Annotated in this window: 18 protein-coding genes; 17 read left to right on the forward strand and 1 reads right to left on the reverse strand. The window is 46.3% G+C overall.

Annotated features, from left to right (window positions below; genetic code table 11):
- Positions 1–36 precede the first annotated feature (36 nt).
- From KNQ06_RS04865 to KNQ06_RS04900, 8 genes are all read left to right on the forward strand, one after another.
- Positions 37–1059, forward strand: a complete 1023-nt coding sequence (locus KNQ06_RS04865; protein WP_214770667.1) for a YpbB family protein — start codon at positions 37–39, stop codon at positions 1057–1059.
- Positions 1059–2489, forward strand: coding sequence for a RecQ family ATP-dependent DNA helicase (locus tag KNQ06_RS04870; RefSeq protein WP_251133474.1), 1431 nt, complete (start codon positions 1059–1061; stop codon positions 2487–2489). The genes KNQ06_RS04865 and KNQ06_RS04870 overlap by 1 nt, the downstream gene beginning before the upstream one ends.
- A gap of 43 nt (positions 2490–2532) precedes the next feature.
- The gene (locus KNQ06_RS04875; RefSeq protein ID WP_023468658.1) at positions 2533–2727 is read left to right on the forward strand and encodes a hypothetical protein; all 195 of its coding nucleotides are present in this window, start codon (positions 2533–2535) and stop codon (positions 2725–2727) included.
- Positions 2728–2798: 71 nt separating this feature from the next.
- Positions 2799–3683, forward strand: a complete 885-nt coding sequence (locus KNQ06_RS04880) for a MerR family transcriptional regulator (RefSeq protein WP_195864802.1) — start codon at positions 2799–2801, stop codon at positions 3681–3683.
- Positions 3684–3739: 56 nt separating this feature from the next.
- Positions 3740–4330: an adaptor protein MecA gene (locus tag KNQ06_RS04885; protein ID WP_195864803.1), complete on the forward strand. Its 591-nt coding sequence runs from the start codon at positions 3740–3742 to the stop codon at positions 4328–4330.
- Between the two features lie 139 nt (positions 4331–4469).
- Positions 4470–5414: a D-alanine--D-alanine ligase gene (locus tag KNQ06_RS04890; protein WP_214723570.1), complete on the forward strand. Its 945-nt coding sequence runs from the start codon at positions 4470–4472 to the stop codon at positions 5412–5414.
- A gap of 134 nt (positions 5415–5548) precedes the next feature.
- On the forward strand, positions 5549–6814 hold the full coding sequence (locus KNQ06_RS04895) for a Glu/Leu/Phe/Val family dehydrogenase (RefSeq protein ID WP_023468654.1): 1266 nt from the start codon (positions 5549–5551) through the stop codon (positions 6812–6814).
- 121 nt (positions 6815–6935) lie between these two features.
- Positions 6936–7925 (forward strand): YpdA family putative bacillithiol disulfide reductase, encoded by a 990-nt coding sequence (locus tag KNQ06_RS04900; protein WP_214723568.1) that lies wholly within the window; start codon positions 6936–6938, stop codon positions 7923–7925.
- A 53-nt stretch (positions 7926–7978) separates the two neighbouring features.
- Here KNQ06_RS04900 and KNQ06_RS04905 read toward each other — a convergent pair whose 3' ends face one another.
- Positions 7979–8947 (reverse strand): asparaginase, encoded by a 969-nt coding sequence (locus tag KNQ06_RS04905; protein ID WP_214723566.1) that lies wholly within the window; start codon positions 8945–8947, stop codon positions 7979–7981.
- Between the two features lie 169 nt (positions 8948–9116).
- Between KNQ06_RS04905 and prsW the strand changes: the two genes are divergently transcribed.
- The 9 genes from prsW (at position 9117) to KNQ06_RS04950 (ending at position 16474) form a co-directional block, all read left to right on the forward strand.
- Positions 9117–9794, forward strand: a complete 678-nt coding sequence (gene prsW, locus KNQ06_RS04910; protein WP_023468651.1) for a glutamic-type intramembrane protease PrsW — start codon at positions 9117–9119, stop codon at positions 9792–9794.
- A 19-nt stretch (positions 9795–9813) separates the two neighbouring features.
- Positions 9814–10470: a flagellar brake protein gene (locus KNQ06_RS04915; RefSeq protein WP_214723564.1), complete on the forward strand. Its 657-nt coding sequence runs from the start codon at positions 9814–9816 to the stop codon at positions 10468–10470.
- Positions 10471–10546: 76 nt separating this feature from the next.
- Complete coding sequence (cmk, locus tag KNQ06_RS04920; RefSeq protein ID WP_214723562.1) at positions 10547–11221, forward strand: (d)CMP kinase; 675 nt, start codon at positions 10547–10549, stop codon at positions 11219–11221.
- Positions 11218–11817 (forward strand): lysophospholipid acyltransferase family protein, encoded by a 600-nt coding sequence (locus KNQ06_RS04925; protein ID WP_214723560.1) that lies wholly within the window; start codon positions 11218–11220, stop codon positions 11815–11817. Before cmk ends, KNQ06_RS04925 begins: the two co-directional genes overlap by 4 nt.
- Before the next feature lie 102 nt (positions 11818–11919).
- Complete coding sequence (rpsA, locus tag KNQ06_RS04930) at positions 11920–13053, forward strand: 30S ribosomal protein S1 (protein WP_050677442.1); 1134 nt, start codon at positions 11920–11922, stop codon at positions 13051–13053.
- A gap of 123 nt (positions 13054–13176) precedes the next feature.
- Positions 13177–14487, forward strand: a complete 1311-nt coding sequence (der, locus tag KNQ06_RS04935) for a ribosome biogenesis GTPase Der (protein WP_029342014.1) — start codon at positions 13177–13179, stop codon at positions 14485–14487.
- Between the two features lie 14 nt (positions 14488–14501).
- Positions 14502–15527 (forward strand): NAD(P)H-dependent glycerol-3-phosphate dehydrogenase, encoded by a 1026-nt coding sequence (locus tag KNQ06_RS04940; RefSeq protein ID WP_058704888.1) that lies wholly within the window; start codon positions 14502–14504, stop codon positions 15525–15527.
- 39 nt (positions 15528–15566) lie between these two features.
- The gene (locus tag KNQ06_RS04945; RefSeq protein WP_034786022.1) at positions 15567–15743 is read left to right on the forward strand and encodes a DUF2768 domain-containing protein; all 177 of its coding nucleotides are present in this window, start codon (positions 15567–15569) and stop codon (positions 15741–15743) included.
- Entirely contained in the window at positions 15740–16474 is a 735-nt protein-coding gene (locus KNQ06_RS04950; RefSeq protein ID WP_029342012.1) for a hypothetical protein, read from the forward strand. Before KNQ06_RS04945 ends, KNQ06_RS04950 begins: the two co-directional genes overlap by 4 nt.
- Positions 16475–16515: the final 41 nt, after the last annotated feature.

Genomic DNA, 16515 nt, shown 5'->3' on the forward strand with positions numbered 1-16515 from the left:
TTTGGAAACGACATACAACAGGAGGGAGCGTGACATATGGAAGTTTCTTTACTCGAGCGTATTTTTCTGGAATCGATCCAGCGCCTTCGAAATGAACGATCTGACCGCAGTCTTTATCATGTTTTTCAAGGAAAGAAATCAGCGACTTCTCTGCAAGATGCTCATTTTTATGATTTAGAGTCGGTATTCGGTACTGTATTAGTCAGTAAACAGCGATTCGAAACAATCTTGGCTGAACTTGCGCAGAAGAATTGGATTGAGCGGCAAGAGACACTGCGACTGACGTACGAAGGCGCGCGACTAGTAGAGCAAACGGATCGTGCGACCATTGATCAACTAGGTGGTGAACTTCGTGGTTATGCTGAGATGATGTGGAAACGACTCAGCCTTTTGGTTCAAACGATGGTTTGTTTGGAAGCGAAACAGCCGTTTATTCCTGTGCAACAGGAAACCATCATCCGTGAATGGGTAAAAAGTGTTCTTCCGACCATCTCGAATCGAGCAGAATGGTTACATCATATGCACCAAGAGTTGATATTTCTCCTTGAGCGCTTACCAGAGCGAGAAGCGACATTAATCAGTTACCGCTTGTCTGGCGTGCAGGCAGGATGGTCTTATCCGCAATTAGCTCAAATGATGAAAACGGATGTGGAGAGTGTTCAATACGAATTTACGATCGCTTGGCGAAAGTGCATCGATGACTTAGAAAAAACACCATTTCTAAAGCAAATAGGTGTTGATCTACACACGTCAAAAATGACCCAGTCTGCGCAAACGACATGGGAGTTATTACAACAGGGATTAACCGTTGAAGCGGTTGCGATCCGAAGACGATTAAAAAATAGTACGATGGAAGATCATCTTGTTGAGATTGCAATGTATGCTCCTTCGTTTCCGCTGGATCATTTTGTTACGTTATCTCAGCAAGAAGAGGTTCGACAGATTGCACAGCGACTCGGAACTTACGCGCTGAAGCGGATCAAGAGTGAGATGCAATCCGAGATATCTTATTTTCAGATTCGATTGGTTTTAGCACGTAGTAAATGGGAGGGGATTTAATGGAAGCGTTATTGCATCGTCATTTTGGATACGAAGCATTTCGACCTGGACAACGCCAAATCATCGATTCCATCCTAAACGGAACAGATACACTAGCAATTTTGCCGACTGGTGGAGGAAAGTCTGTCTGTTATCAATTTCCGTCTTATGTACAAAATGAAGGACTGACGTTGATTTTGTCTCCGTTACTCTCGTTGATTGAAGACCAGGTTATGCAAATTAAGCGCAGAGGGGAGCGATCTGTCGCTAAATTAACTTCTGTCGAGACACGAGAAGAGAAGGAGCAGATCTTATCTGTACTCGAACATCTACGATATCTTTACTTATCACCGGAGCAACTGGCGCTGCCGCAGATTCGGGCTCGGCTAAAACAGATCAATATCGCGCTCTTCGTCGTCGATGAGGCGCATTGTATCTCCCAATGGGGACACGAATTTCGACCGGAGTATGCAAGACTTGGTCACATTCGACAAGAACTAGGTCTTCCACCATGTCTTGCCTTAACGGCAACAGCGACGCGTGCTGTTGAGCAAGATATTCGAACACAACTGCGTATGCATGAGCCACAAATCATCCGTCGTTCTGTCAACCGACCAGAAATCCAATACGTTGTCGATCGCGTGGATCGAGAAGAAAAGGATGCGGCAGTCAATCGGTGGATGGAACGCATCGTTCGCCCATGCGTCATCTATACGACGACCCGTAAAGAAGCGGAACGAATTGCTGAAATCATTGACGGCGCGACCTATTATCATGCTGGGTTGACGATAGAAGATCGCCAGCTTGTTCAACAACAGTTTCTTCATGATGAGATTGATTGTCTCGTGTGTACGAGTGCGTTCGGAATGGGTGTCGATAAAGGTAACGTCCGTACGGTCATTCACTATACGATGCCTGCGACGATCGAAGCTTACATGCAGGAAGTCGGACGTGCCGGACGTGACGGTAAAGAGGCGACTGCAATCTTACTTTACGCTGCTCAAGATGAACAACTACAAACGTACTTGATTGACACGCAATATGCGCCCGTCTTGTGGATCGATCAATTGCAACAAGGAATGAATCAAGGCGAATCCTATGCCAAGATGGAAAGTGGTTTTCGTTTTAATCCGGAAGATCCGGCATACCGCTTACTTAAATCACAACTCGAGAATGGGTGGTCGAAGGAACGCATCATCCAGTGGCAAACAGAACGTAAACAATTGAAACGACAAGAGATCAACCAGATGATGGACTACATTCACCGGAACGAATGTCGCCGTTCGATGTTGTTGCATCATTTTGATGAGCAGGCAATCGTACAACCACGTTGTTGTGATATATGTGGAACGATTGAGTGGGAAAGTCCAGTGCAGAGAAGGACGCATCAACCGGTAGATTGGAAATTGCGTTTAGAACAAGTCTTTTTTTCATCACCAGATTCGGTGTAAACTAGACAATATCCTTATATTTTTCAAGAAAAGGTGATGAACATTGAGTAAACAAGATCAGAGACGGTTGCATCAGAACGAAGAGGATCAGTCACTTCCACCGCGTTCTTCGCGTATCGAACACGTTCGAAACGAGCGATTAAAACAACCATTTCGAAAAAATCCGTTAGCAATCACGTTGACGGTGCTCATGATCACGATCATCATCGCCTTCGTCTCCATCGGTTTCATGATGTAAGGGCACATTGTGAACGGAGATTTTTTTCCTTTCAGCGTATACTAGAAAGGAAGGGGAAGGAGGCACGATGCATGGATCGTGGGAAATATAATATCAAAGCAGTCGCTGCGTTAGTGGGACTCAACCCGACGACCATTCGTGCTTGGGAGCGGAGATATCAGGTGCTTGATCCGGATCGAAGTGAATCCGGACATCGCATCTATAGTGATAACGATGTCGCGAAATTACGCTGGATCGTCGATAAACAAAAAGAGGGGTTATCTGTCTCTAAAGCAATCCAGTTGTATGAGATGCCTGTCAATCGGGCTGAAGTACCGCACGATTACGGAGTCGAACTGCGAGATCAGTTATTTCAGGCATTGACGAACTTTGAAGAACGACATGCGCATGACATCATGAATAAAGCATTCTCGATGTTTAGCTTCGATAAAGTGATTCAGGACATCGTCGGTCCACTTTTGCATGAGATAGGAGTGAAGTGGGAGTCGGGTGAGATCACGATTGCGCACGAGCATTTTGCGACGGCATTTCTGAGAGCTCGCCTTTCGACATTGTCGTTACAGATGCCGATCAATCCGTTCTTACCACGAATCGTCTGTGTCTGTGCGCCGGAAGAAGAACACGAACTCGGACTACTTTTCTTTACACTTTATTTACGACAATCTGGATTTGATGTCATTTTCCTCGGTTCCGGTATACCGGTTCAGGATTTGGTGACGGTCACACACCAGCTGCAACCGAAAGCCGTTATTCTTTCCTGCACGTTATCGGATCATTTACCGTTGCTCGATGAAGCGCTGGCACGTTTGATGGCTGATTTTCCGGATCTTGAGATTGGTCTTGGAGGTTATGCGGTCGATCAGCTGCCGGAACGGTATGGTCCACATTTACTTGGTGCAGACGATCAATCTTGGAAAAGTTGGTTAAGTCGACTCACTCCGACAACTGGTGTATAGTATGATTCATAGCGAACGGAGACATCAGGTTTCCGGTTTTGACTGGAGGAGTCTATATGAGGTTTGAACAAATGAAACAAGGACACCTTCGTGTCTTCATCACAAAGCAGGAGTTATCGCTTCACGACGTTCGACCAGAAACGTTGGCTGTCGGGAAGGGACAAGCTTTATTGCGTAATCTATTAGAAGAAGCCGAATCGAATTTTGGTTTTCAAGCAGCAGGAACACTCGAATTTTTCGTTACATTCTTTCCGAATGACGGGATGCTCGTTGATGTACGTCGTGAAGGCGATTTGCCAGAAGAGATGAACGAGGAGTTCGATCAAGTCGAAATCCGTATGACAGTTGATATCGTCCATCACGTCTTATATGCTCTACAATCGCTAGAAGACGTCATTCAAGCGAGTCATGGATTATTGCGACATATGCCTCGTACAGAGACAGGTGGTAGCCTCTACTTCTTCGAGGGAAGCTATTATCTCTATTTCCAAGAACGAATGAATGAGGCGCTCGAACAGACGGTGACGACGATTTTGTCTGAATACGGTGAACCGAGCCCGAAAAGTCCACTTGTCATGGCGGAGTATGGGAAAACGATTCAGGCGGAACATGCCGTCGCAACGATAGCTGAACAGTTTAATATGTAAAACATCAAGTGCGACATTCCCTCATAGGGGGATGCCGCACCTTTTTGTGTTCTGCTGGAAGTGGCACCATTTTGTATTTTTTCATCGTCAGAAGGATGGTATGATAATCATTGAACGTAAGAAGAAGGAGTGAAGTAGGATGAAAGTGGCAGTATTATACGGTGGGACTTCAGGAGAACGGGAGGTTTCATTAAACAGTGGAAAGTCGATCATGGAAGCATTAAACAGTAAAGGGCATGAGGTCACGGCTGTTGATTTCCACCCTGATCAAGCGCATGAACTCTTCCAGCTGGATGTAGATGTGGCTGTCATCGCTCTTCACGGGAAAATTGGTGAAGATGGACGCGTACAAGCATTGCTTGAACTGGCAGACATTCCATATACAGGTTCAGGTGTGTTAGCGTCAGCGCTAGCGATGGATAAGGCACGTTCGAAAGTTCACTTTGATAAAGCAGGCATTACGATCGCCCGTGATGTGCTGTTAGAGCGTGGAGATGATATCGAAGCAAAAATCGTAGAGTGGAATGGTCAATTTCCTTGTGTCGTCAAACCAGCACAAGAAGGCTCATCAAACGGATTGACGATTGCTCAAGATGAGACGATGTTACGTGAAGGAATCGCTAAAGCCTTTGAAGCGGACGATGCAGTGCTTGTCGAACAGTTCATTAAAGGGCGTGAAGTGACAGTCCCTGTCGTCGGTCATAAAGGTGCAGAAAAAGCACTGCCGGTCATCGAGATCATTCCGAAGAACGCCTTTTATGACTATGAATCCAAGTATGCCATCGGAGGTTCGGAGCATATTTGTCCTGCTGAGCTGGATGAGACAACGACAGAAAAACTTCAAGAATGGGCTGTTAAAGCGCATCAAGTCCTTGGCTGTGCAGGATACTCGCGATCTGATTTCCTAGTACCGGAATCCGGAAATCCAGTCATCTTGGAGACGAATACACTTCCTGGTATGACTTCGACCAGTTTATTCCCGGACGGTGCACGAGCAGTGGGAATCGAATATCCGGAATTGGTCGAATATTTCATGGAACTGGCGATCGAACGACATCGTCAAACAAAACAACCAAATCAATGATATCCTAGGAAAAGAAGTGAGAAAGCGCTTACAAATATAGGCGTAACCCCTTTCATTACGTTCGAGAAAAGAGTATACTTTATCCGAACAAGGAAACGGCATAGGGGATGCCACTTATGGGGAGGAACGTTGGAATGATCACTGACCAACAACATGCGAATCACCGCAAGAACGTACTGGAAGCGACACAAGAAATCGTCAAGGAGGCACTAGGGAAACTTGGTTATCCAGACGAGATGTACGAATTACTTAAAGAACCACTCCGGATGTTGACAGTCCGGATTCCGGTACGGATGGATGATGGTTCGACGAAAATCTTCACAGGATATCGTGCGCAACATAACGATGCCGTTGGACCAACGAAAGGTGGAATTCGCTTCCACCCGAACGTGACGGAAGTTGAAGTCAAAGCATTATCCGTCTGGATGAGTCTGAAGGCAGGTATCGTTGACTTACCATACGGCGGCGGTAAAGGCGGAATCATCTGTGATCCACGTGAGATGAGCTTCCGTGAAATCGAACGTCTCAGCCGTGGATATGTCCGTGCTATCAGTCAAATCGTTGGACCGACGAAGGATATTCCAGCACCTGACGTCTTCACGAACTCGCAAATCATGGCATGGATGATGGATGAATACAGTCGAATCGATGAATTCAACTCACCTGGTTTCATTACAGGGAAACCGCTCGTCCTCGGTGGCTCACACGGGCGTGAGACAGCGACGGCGAAAGGTGTCGCAATCATGATTCGGGAAGCGGCTGCTAAAAAGGGTATCTCGCTCGAAGGCGCACGTGTCGTCGTTCAAGGATTCGGCAACGCCGGAAGTTTCTTATCGAAATTCATGTATGATTTAGGTGCAAAAGTCATCGCGATCAGCGATGCGTACGGAGCACTCCATGATCCAAACGGTCTCGATATTCCATACCTACTCGACCGTCGTGACTCGTTCGGTACCGTGACGACATTGTTCAAAAATACGATCTCGAATAAAGAATTGCTTGAACTTGAATGTGATATTCTTGTTCCGGCAGCAATCGAGAATCAAATCACAGAAGACAATGCGCACGATATCAAAGCAGCGATCGTCGTTGAAGCGGCTAACGGTCCGACGACGAACGAGGCGACGAAAATTCTCGCTGAACGTGACATCCTGATCGTTCCGGATGTTCTTGCTTCGAGTGGTGGCGTAACGGTTTCTTACTTCGAATGGGTCCAAAACAACCAAGGGTATTACTGGACGGAAGAGGAAGTACACGAGAAACTTGAAAAAGTACTCGTGAACTCGTTCAACCAAGTCTATCAGACAGCGCAGACGCGTAATGTCGACATGCGACTTGCCGCTTATATGGTAGGTGTCCGGAAGATGGCGGAAGCATCTCGTTTCCGTGGTTGGGTCTAATATGATAATGAACGTCCGCTTCTTCTTTGCGAAGAGCGGGCGTTTTGCATTGCAATTTCTTTCGTCTATGGTAGAGATTTGCTAAGATATAAAAAAAGCAACCGGAAGAGGAGATATTCGAATGTTAGATTGTATCGTAATCGGTGCAGGACCGTGTGGGTTATCGGCAGCGATCGAAATGCAAGATCGGGGACTAGACGTCGAAGTGCTCGAAAAGGGAAATATCGTCGAAGCGATTTATCGTTATCCGACGCATCAAACGTTCTTTTCAAGTAGTGAGAAGTTAGAAATTGGTGGTGTACCGTTCATCAATAAAGAATTAAAACCGCGACGTCTCGACGCGCTCGTCTATTATCGAGAAGTCGTCAAACGAAAACAATTGACGATTCGTCCGTTTGAGACGGTCGAGCGGATTGAACGTCAAGCGGATCATTTTATCATCCACTCGGAGCGTTCCGGGGAAAAAAGAAGCCGAGAAGCTCGCTCCGTCGTGCTTGCGACAGGTTATTATGGTTTACCGAACCGAATGGATGTTCCTGGAGAGGAATTACCTCATGTCTCGCACTACTTTACGGAAGGACATCCGTATTTTGATCAAGATGTCGTCGTTATCGGTGGGAAAAATTCGAGCGTTGATGCAGCGATTGAACTTGAAAAAGCGGGAGCACGTGTGACCGTCCTTTACCGTGGACCGGAGTATAGTCCATCCATCAAACCATGGGTGTTGCCGAACTTCGAATCTCTCGTTCGTTCGGAAAAGGTCAAGATGATTTTTGGAGCGTCAATCGAAGAAATTACGGAGCAAGAGGTGGTTTATCAAATAGATGGAGATAAACAGACCGTCCGTGCTGATTTTGTTTTTGCGATGACAGGTTACACACCCGATGTCGGATTGTTCGCTGACACAGGCATTACGATTGATCGTAAAACAGGTATTCCAAGTCACGACGAAGAGACGATGGAATCGAATGTCCCGGGCATCTACATCGCAGGTGTCGTCGCAGCAGGATATGATGCCAATAAAATATTTATTGAAAATGGACGTTTTCACGGTGCAAACATTGCTAACCATCTCGTTGAACGGCTACGTGGTGCATCGATACAAGCCTAAACAAAACCTCTTGATTTGGAAGATGAATTTCCGGATCAAGAGGTTTTTTTCATTTATTCAACGCGGAATGATTCTTCGAGTTCTAGTTGTGAAGCATCGATTTCGAGTTCGACCATCAGTTTAAGCCGCGCTTTTTGTGAATTCAGTCCATTCGAGAAAATGACGCCGAGTTCTTTTAATTGTTGTCCACCACCCGTATATCCGTAGACGTCTTGAACGATTCCGTTGAAGCAACGGCTGACGATGACGATCGGCATGACGGTAATCAATTCAGCGATGGCATCCACGATACTTGGTGGTACATTTCCTTGACCGAGGACTTCAAGGACGAGTCCATCATAACCGAGTTGTTTCACAGCAAGTAATAGGTCGGGTTCCATACCGGCATAGACTTTAAGAACGGCGACCCGTTTTGAGAGCGAAGTCACCATATGTGTTTGTTTCAAGAGCGGTGTATTGAATAAGTAGACATGATCCTTCGTTACCATCCCAAGATTTCCGAAATGAACGGATTTGAATGTATCGACGGATGACGTGTGCGTTTTTGTGACGTTGAATGCCGAATGGATTTCCCCGTTGAAGACGACGAGGACACCTTTTCCGTGCGCAGCTTCACTGACAGCGACACGAAGTGCCGTAATCAGATTAAACTCACCATCGGATCCGACCTCATTAGAAGAACGCATGGCTCCTGTCAAAACGATCGGAACAGGTGCACCAAGCGTCAAATGTAAGAAATAAGCCGTCTCTTCCAGTGTGTCCGTTCCGTGAGTGATGACGACGCCGTCGTAATGTTCCTTCTTGAGCTCACTCTCGATGAAATGGGCTAGACGCAACATGATGTCAGGTGTCATATGCGGAGAAGGTAAGTTTGCGAAGTGACGCGTCGTAATGTTGGCAATATCTGTTGCACGCGGGAGTGAAGCGTCGAGTGGATTGATATCGTTTGGTAAGACATGACCAGAATGATCCTGTGCCATTGCGATCGTTCCACCCGTATGAATGAGTAATAATGATTTCATGCTAAAGGGTCCTTGTCTACAGACAGAAGACCTTCACCTACTTTCTATGACGGATTCGATTCGTTCTCCCATATTGTAACCTTTTTCCCTCTTGAAACAACGAGGACGTTTTCTTTTTTCCAAGAAACCTTTATTCTTATAAATGAGGAAGAAAGGGGGGAGAGGAAGCGTGGTTCAAATCGTTTTCTCCGGAGTTGCCCCAGGCATCGCACTCCTAACTTATTTTTATCTACGTCACGAACATGAATCGGAGCCAGTCGGCTATATCCTTCGAAGTTTCATTTTCGGTATTTTACTCGTCTTTCCCTTGATGTTCATCGACTATATCGTCCAGACCGAATTTGGTGGGCGTGAAGAGGTGCAGTTGATTCGAACAGCTGTTACGGAAGAATTCGCCAAATGGTTTGTCGTCTTTTATACGGTCTATATCCATCAACGGTTTAATGATTATTACGACGGGATCATCTATGCGGTAGCCTGTTCACTTGGGTTCGCAACGCTTGAGAATATCTTATATCTGATGGTGAATGGAACAGTCGAACATATGCTGTTTCGGGCACTCTTACCCGTATCTGGTCATGCTTTGTTTGCGGTCATCATGGGATTCTTCATGGGGATGGCGAAATTCTCGCCTCATCCTTATCGCTGGTTGTCGCTCTCGATTGCGCTTCCGGTATTTGCGCATATCTTATTTAATTTGTTAATATTGGAAAATGGTGGTATATCTTTTTTGCCGATCGTCTTCATGGTCATCCTATGGACGATTGGATTATTTCAAGTACGAGGTGCCAATCGTTTAAATCGGCGATTTAAACGAAAAAAACAACATTCAGATGGCATCGAATAGAGAGTAGGAGCGAAGTAGTATGATGGAAATCGGGGATTTGGTAATGCTTTCGAATAGTGAGGATCGACAAGGTCGCTCAAAGGTGACGGCTGTGACGAATCGATTGATTTGGATTGAAGCACCGAGTGAGGTCGCGACACTCAAAACATTCATCTTGTCAGAGCAAGAAGAAGTTTCATTTTATTTCTTTAAGGAGAAGGGCAAATTATTTGGATTTGATACGGTCGTCGTTGAACGACAAAATGATCCACTTCGCGGTCAACGATATGCTTTGAAACGACCGAAGGATGATCAAATCGAACGCATCCAACGACGTCAGTTCGTCCGAGTACCGCAAATACTCGATGTTGCTGTACACCCTCATAAAACGCAGTTCGAGCCGTTTACAACGGTGACGCTCGATCTATCGGCTGGAGGGATGATGATCTTGTCGGATCAATTACCGGTTCAAAAAGAGGAAGAGGTGGAAATGACATTCATTTTGCCTACAAGTGAGGGCATATCGAGTACGTTAGATGTCATCGCTGAACTCGTCCGAGTTGATCGGCGCGAAGAACGATATGAATTAGCATTTCAATTTACGATGATTCCCGACAGAAGTCGTGAACTTGTATTGCGTCACTGTTATCAAATGCAAATGAAAAGTTCAAGAAGGGGCATGAATCCATTCACCTAACCGCATTTTTTTGCTATGATAACGTTCGGAAGAATGAATCCCTATCAATCATAGGGAAGATGGAAGGATTGGATGGATGATGAAAAAGATTCAAATCGCTTTAGATGGACCAGCGGGTGCTGGAAAAAGTACGATCGCAAAACAATTGGCAGCGCGCCTTGACTATGTATATATCGATACAGGAGCGATGTACCGGGCCGTCACACTGGCAGCACTAGAACAATCGCTTGACCTCAACAATGGTGAAGTGCTCGGCGAATTGATGAAATCGCTTGATATTCGTTTAACACCAGGTGAAAACGGGCAACGTGTCTTTATTGGTGATCGCGAAGTGACGGATGCGATTCGCTCGATCGAAATCACGAATAATGTCTCGTTCGTCGCTCGCCAAAAAGAAGTTCGGGCTGCGCTCGTCACGGCACAGCGGAAATTAGCTGAACGCGGTGGGATCGTCATGGATGGACGTGATATCGGCACAGTCGTATTGCCGGATGCAGAATTAAAAGTCTTTTTGACGGCAACTGTGGAAGAGCGTGCAGCTCGAAGACACCGCGAAAATATCGCGCGTGGGATGGACAGTGACATCACGATTCTTCAAGAAGAGATCGCGTTACGTGATAAACGAGACAGTGAGCGTGAAGTCTCACCATTGCGCCAAGCTGACGATGCGCTTTATCTCGATACGACAGAGATGACGATTGATGATGTCGTCGTCCGTTTGATGGAACTAACGGAAGGTGTTTTAAAATGAAACGTCAAGATACCGTTTACCGGATTGCGCGGTTCGTCGTTTGGGTCATTGCCAAAACAGTCTTTCGAGTGAAAGTGACGGGGCAGGAGAACATTCCAAAAGACGGTTCCTTACTCGTCTGTGCCAATCACAGTTCGAACTGGGACCCGGTCTTCCTCGTCAGTGCGATTCCGCCAAAACGTGCGGTACGTTACATGGCAAAAGAAGAACTGTTCAAAGTTCCTGCCTTAAAACAATTAATGATTGCGGCAGGAACATACCCTGTCGGTCGCGGTCAAGGAGATCGTCAAGCCTTGAAACGGACGATTGAACTATTGAATTCAGATGAGACGGTCGGTATTTTCCCAGAAGGAACGCGTTCTGCGCCAGGTGAATTTACAGCAGCACAACCAGGGGTCGGGTTCTTTGCCTTACGATCGAATGCGCAGATTTTACCGATTGCCATCATCGGATCATACCGTCCGTTCAAACGGATGCACGTTGCGATCGGAAAACCGGTTGATATTTCGGATTTACGTGACCAACGCGGCGCAGCGAAATCGATTTCTGACCGAATCATGGACGAAATCAAATCCGTCTACTTCAATCACGCTTAATACCTTGACAAATAGTCAGAATTGTAAGAAGTTAGAAGCAGGATAAACGCATTGACATATGTCAGGCGTTTCTTGTACTCATCGTGAGGAGGTTGTTTTGGAATGGTCGAAGAAATGAAAGATATGCCTGATTTTGAAATTCATCGGGACCAGGTAGTTACCGGAATGGTCGTGAAAATTGAAGACAAGCAAGCACTCATTGATATCGGATATAAAACAGAAGCCATCTTACCGATCAGCGAAGTATCGAGTCTTCATCTCGATGATATTCGCGGCGTGCTGAACGTCGGAGATGAACTACAAGTGAAGGTCAAGAAAATCACGGATGAAGAGGTCGTCGTCTCGAAACGAGAAATCGACGCGCTCAAAGCGTGGGAGCAAGTAGAAGAGAAGTATAAATCAGGTGAGATCTTTGAAGTTGTCGTCAAAGACATCGTCAAAGGTGGACTCGTCGTTGATATCGGTGTCCGCGGATTCATTCCGGCGTCACTCGTCGAACGGCATTATGTCGAGGATTTCTCGGATTACATTGGTCGTTCGATCGAAGTCAAGGTCGTTGAACTCGATCAAGAGAAGAACCGTGTCATTCTCTCGCACAAAGCCGTCGTTGAAGGCGAATTGAACGCGAAGAAAAAAGAGACACTCGAAAATTTAGAAGTAGGTCAAATCCTCGAAGGTACAGTCCAACGTTTAACGGACTTTGGTGCTTTCGTTGATATCGGTGGCGTTGACGGTCTCGTTCATATTTCGGAGATGGCACACCACCGTGTCGAACGTCCTTCGGATATCGTCACGGAAGGTCAAAAAGTCGAAGTCAAAGTACTTGGTGTCGACCGTGATACGGAAAAGGTCAAGTTATCGATCAAGGAAACACAACCTGGTCCATGGCAACAGATGGAAGGGAAGATCGAAGCTGGCGATATCGTCAAAGGACGTGTACGCCGTCTCGTCCAATTCGGTGCTTTCATCGAACTTGCGCCGCAAGTAGAAGGACTTTTGCACATTTCGCAAATCGCGAACCGTCACATCGGTTCACCTTCGGAAGTACTCGAAGAAGGACAGGAAATCGAGGCGAAGGTGCTTGAAGTACGTCTTGATGAGCATAAGATTTCGCTATCAACACGTGTCCTTGAAGAGGAAGAATCATCCGCTGACGATTATTCGGATTATACGAATCAATCAGAAGGATTCTCGGTCGCTGACTTGACTGAGGACGATTCTGATAAGAAAGAATAAGCAATGACACAAAGCGGACACAAGCGTGTCCGCTTTTTATATGCGGTTTGTTATGGTATATGACAGTTTGATTTGATACAATAGAACGGCTATGAAGCGAGAGAAGAGAAAGAAGGTGTTGGGATGGCAATTCCAGTCGTGGCGATCGTAGGTCGCCCAAATATCGGAAAGTCGACGATTTTTAACCGGGTGATTGGAGATCGGGTTTCAATCGTAGAAGACAAGCCAGGCGTTACCCGCGACCGTATTTACGGAACTGGAGAATGGCTGAATCGTCATTTTCATTTGATTGATACAGGTGGAATCGAAGTCGGGGATGAGCCCCTACTTCAAATGATGCGTCATCAGGCGGAGCTCGCCATTGATGAAGCGGATGTCATCATTTTCATGGTGAACGGACGCGAAGGAATCACAGCAGCGGATGAGGAAGTCGCGAACATGTTATTCCGTTCGAACAAACCAGTCGTCGTAGCTGTCAACAAAGTCGATAACTTTGAAATGCGTGATTTAATGTATGAATTTTACTCCCTTGGATTCGGAGACTTGTTCCCGATTTCTGGTACACATGGTCTTGGTCTAGGTGACTTACTCGACCGTGTCCTTGAACTCGCACCAGATAAAGAAGAATTAGAATATGACGAAAGCACGATCAAGTTTGCCTTGATTGGTCGTCCGAACGTCGGGAAATCAAGTATGACGAACTCGATTCTCGGTGAAGAACGTGTCATCGTTTCAAACATCGCTGGTACTACACGCGATGCGATCGATACACCGTTTACGCGAGATGAGCAAGAATACGTCATCATCGATACGGCCGGGATGCGAAAACGCGGGAAAGTCTATGAATCAACAGAACGTTTCAGCGTCATGCGTGCTCAAAAAGCAATCGAACGGGCAGATGTCGTCTGTGTCGTGCTTGATGGCGAAGAAGGCATCATCGAGCAAGATAAAAAAGTGGCGGGATATGCTCACGAAGCAGGTCGCGCGGTCATCATTGTCGTCAATAAATGGGATGCTGTCGAAAAAGATGATAAGACGATGAAAAAGATGCAAGAAGAGATTCGGGAAGAATTCCGTTTCCTTGACTATGCACCAATCGTCTTCGTCTCAGCGAAAACAAAACGTCGTTTGCAGACGTTGTTACCGGTCATTCAACAAGCAGCGCACAGCCATGCACAACGGATTCAGACAAGCGTCTTGAACGATGTCATCGTTGACGCTGTCGCGATGAACCCAGCGCCGACGGATAAAGGCGTTCGTCTTCGGATCAACTACGCGACTCAAGTCGCCTCACGTCCGCCAACGTTCGTCTTGTTCGTCAATGATCCAGAATTGCTGCACTTCTCTTATAAACGATATCTTGAGAATCGGATTCGGGAAGCATTTGATTTTACAGGTACACCAATCCGGATTTTAGCTCGTCAAAAACAATAATGGGGTGAGTCAGTATGACCAAAATCGCTGTCATCGGAGCGGGAAGCTGGGGAACGGCGCTCTCGCTCGTCCTAGCCGATAATGATCAGGAAGTCATGCTTTACGGTCGTGAACAAACAACTGTCGACCGCATCAATGAACATCATGAAAACGCGCAATTTTTGCCGGGTGTCATGTTACCACAATCATTGAAGGCGACGACGGATCTTAAAGTGGCGGTTGAAGGCGCAACACATATCTTGATCGTCACACCGTCCTCTGCGATTCGTTCGGTTTCCCGACAATTGAATGAATTGTTGACGGAACCAGTCGTTCTGATTCATGCGTCAAAAGGAATCGAGCCAAAGACCCATCTTCGGTTGTCAGAATTAATCGAAGCAGAGGTCGATCCTGCGAAACGCAAAGCGGTTTGTGTCTTGACGGGTCCATCGCATGCCGAAGAGGTCGCGTTACGTAAACCAACGACAGTGACCATCGCATCGGATGATTTAGAAGAGGCTGGTCGTGTGCAGGAGCTGTTTACGAATGAAAACTTCCGCGTCTATCTGAATGCGGATATCATTGGAGCTGAGCTCGGTGGGGCGCTCAAAAATATCATTGCGCTTGCCGCAGGTATGACGGATGGTCTCGGTTACGGGGACAATGCCAAAGCAGCATTGATTACGCGTGGAATGGTCGAAATCGCACGTCTCGGTACGATGCTTGGAGCTAACCCGATGACGTTCACTGGATTGACAGGAATGGGTGACTTGATCGTTACTTGTACATCGGTTCATAGTCGAAATTGGCGTGCGGGGAATGCCATCGGTCGCGGTGAAAAATTAGAGACGGTGCTAGAAAACATGGGAATGGTCGTCGAAGGTGTTCGCGCGACTCAAGCGGCATATGATTTGGCGGAGACGAAACAGTGTGAACTCCCAATCACTTCCGCCCTCTACCATGTTCTCTTTGACGGTCATACACCGGAAGAAGAAGTCAAAAAGTTGATGCAACGACCACAGAAAAATGAGATCGAGCATCTCTTCACGACGAAAGATTAACGGAGTGGGGTGGAAACCTTGAGTCCAGGATTAATAAAAATGTGGATCTCGTTCGCTGGCATTGGACTCTTTGCGATCAGTGTCTTGCTGGTCACGGTCAGTCGGACGAAGTTGAAGGGGATATGGCAGGTTCTCGTATCGACTTTGGCATTCGTATGTTTCATCGTTGCGTCGATCATCATGGTATTCATCGTCATGGCGGGGCCAAGCGCATGAAGAAGTGGTTCGTGATCCTCATGCTCATTCCGGTGACGTTGTTATCGGGTTGTCTGTTTCCAGACAGTCAGAAACCGTCGAACCGCGTACCGTATCCGCAACAGTTGCGTACCGTACAGGATGCTGTCGATGCGTATCAAAAAGACACGGGTGTTTTGCCCATCAAGACGATGGAAGCAGATACTCCGCTCATGGAGCGTTATCAAATCGAATTAGGGCGGCTCATTCCGCGTTATATGAGTGATCCACCATCGAACAGTTTTGAAGGTGGCGGAACATTCATCTATCTGTTAGTCGATGTCGACACGAAACCGACTGTTAAGTTGATGGATTTACTTGTTGCAGAAGAGTTACAGAAGCTCCAAGTTCGGATTGATGCGTATCGGAAGAAGAACGAAAAGTATCCGTTTAAAGGATCGTTCGGAAAAAACCAGTTTACGCTTGACTATAAAAAACTATTCATCAAAAAAGAACCGACTGTCCCAAGTCCGTATTCAGATGAAAAGTTGTCGATCTATGTCGATGGTCAAGGACGCCTCTTCATCAACTATTTACCTGAGTTGAAGAAAGCTGTTCAAACTGCGAAGAAAAAGCCGAAAGTCGGTCAGGATATTCGGTATTTGCTCTATGAAGATCAACCTTTTGTTCCTGCCTATTCTCAAAGCTACACGATAAACGAAAAAGGCGAACCTGTGTTTTCAGAGGAATCGAGCGAAGAATCTGAAAATTGAACGTTATTTACACGAAAATGTTGTAATAGCAACGTTTATGG

Origin of the sequence: Exiguobacterium sp. s91 (assembly GCF_018618915.1) — a bacterium.
GTDB lineage: Bacteria > Bacillota > Bacilli > Exiguobacteriales > Exiguobacteriaceae > Exiguobacterium_A > Exiguobacterium_A abrahamii.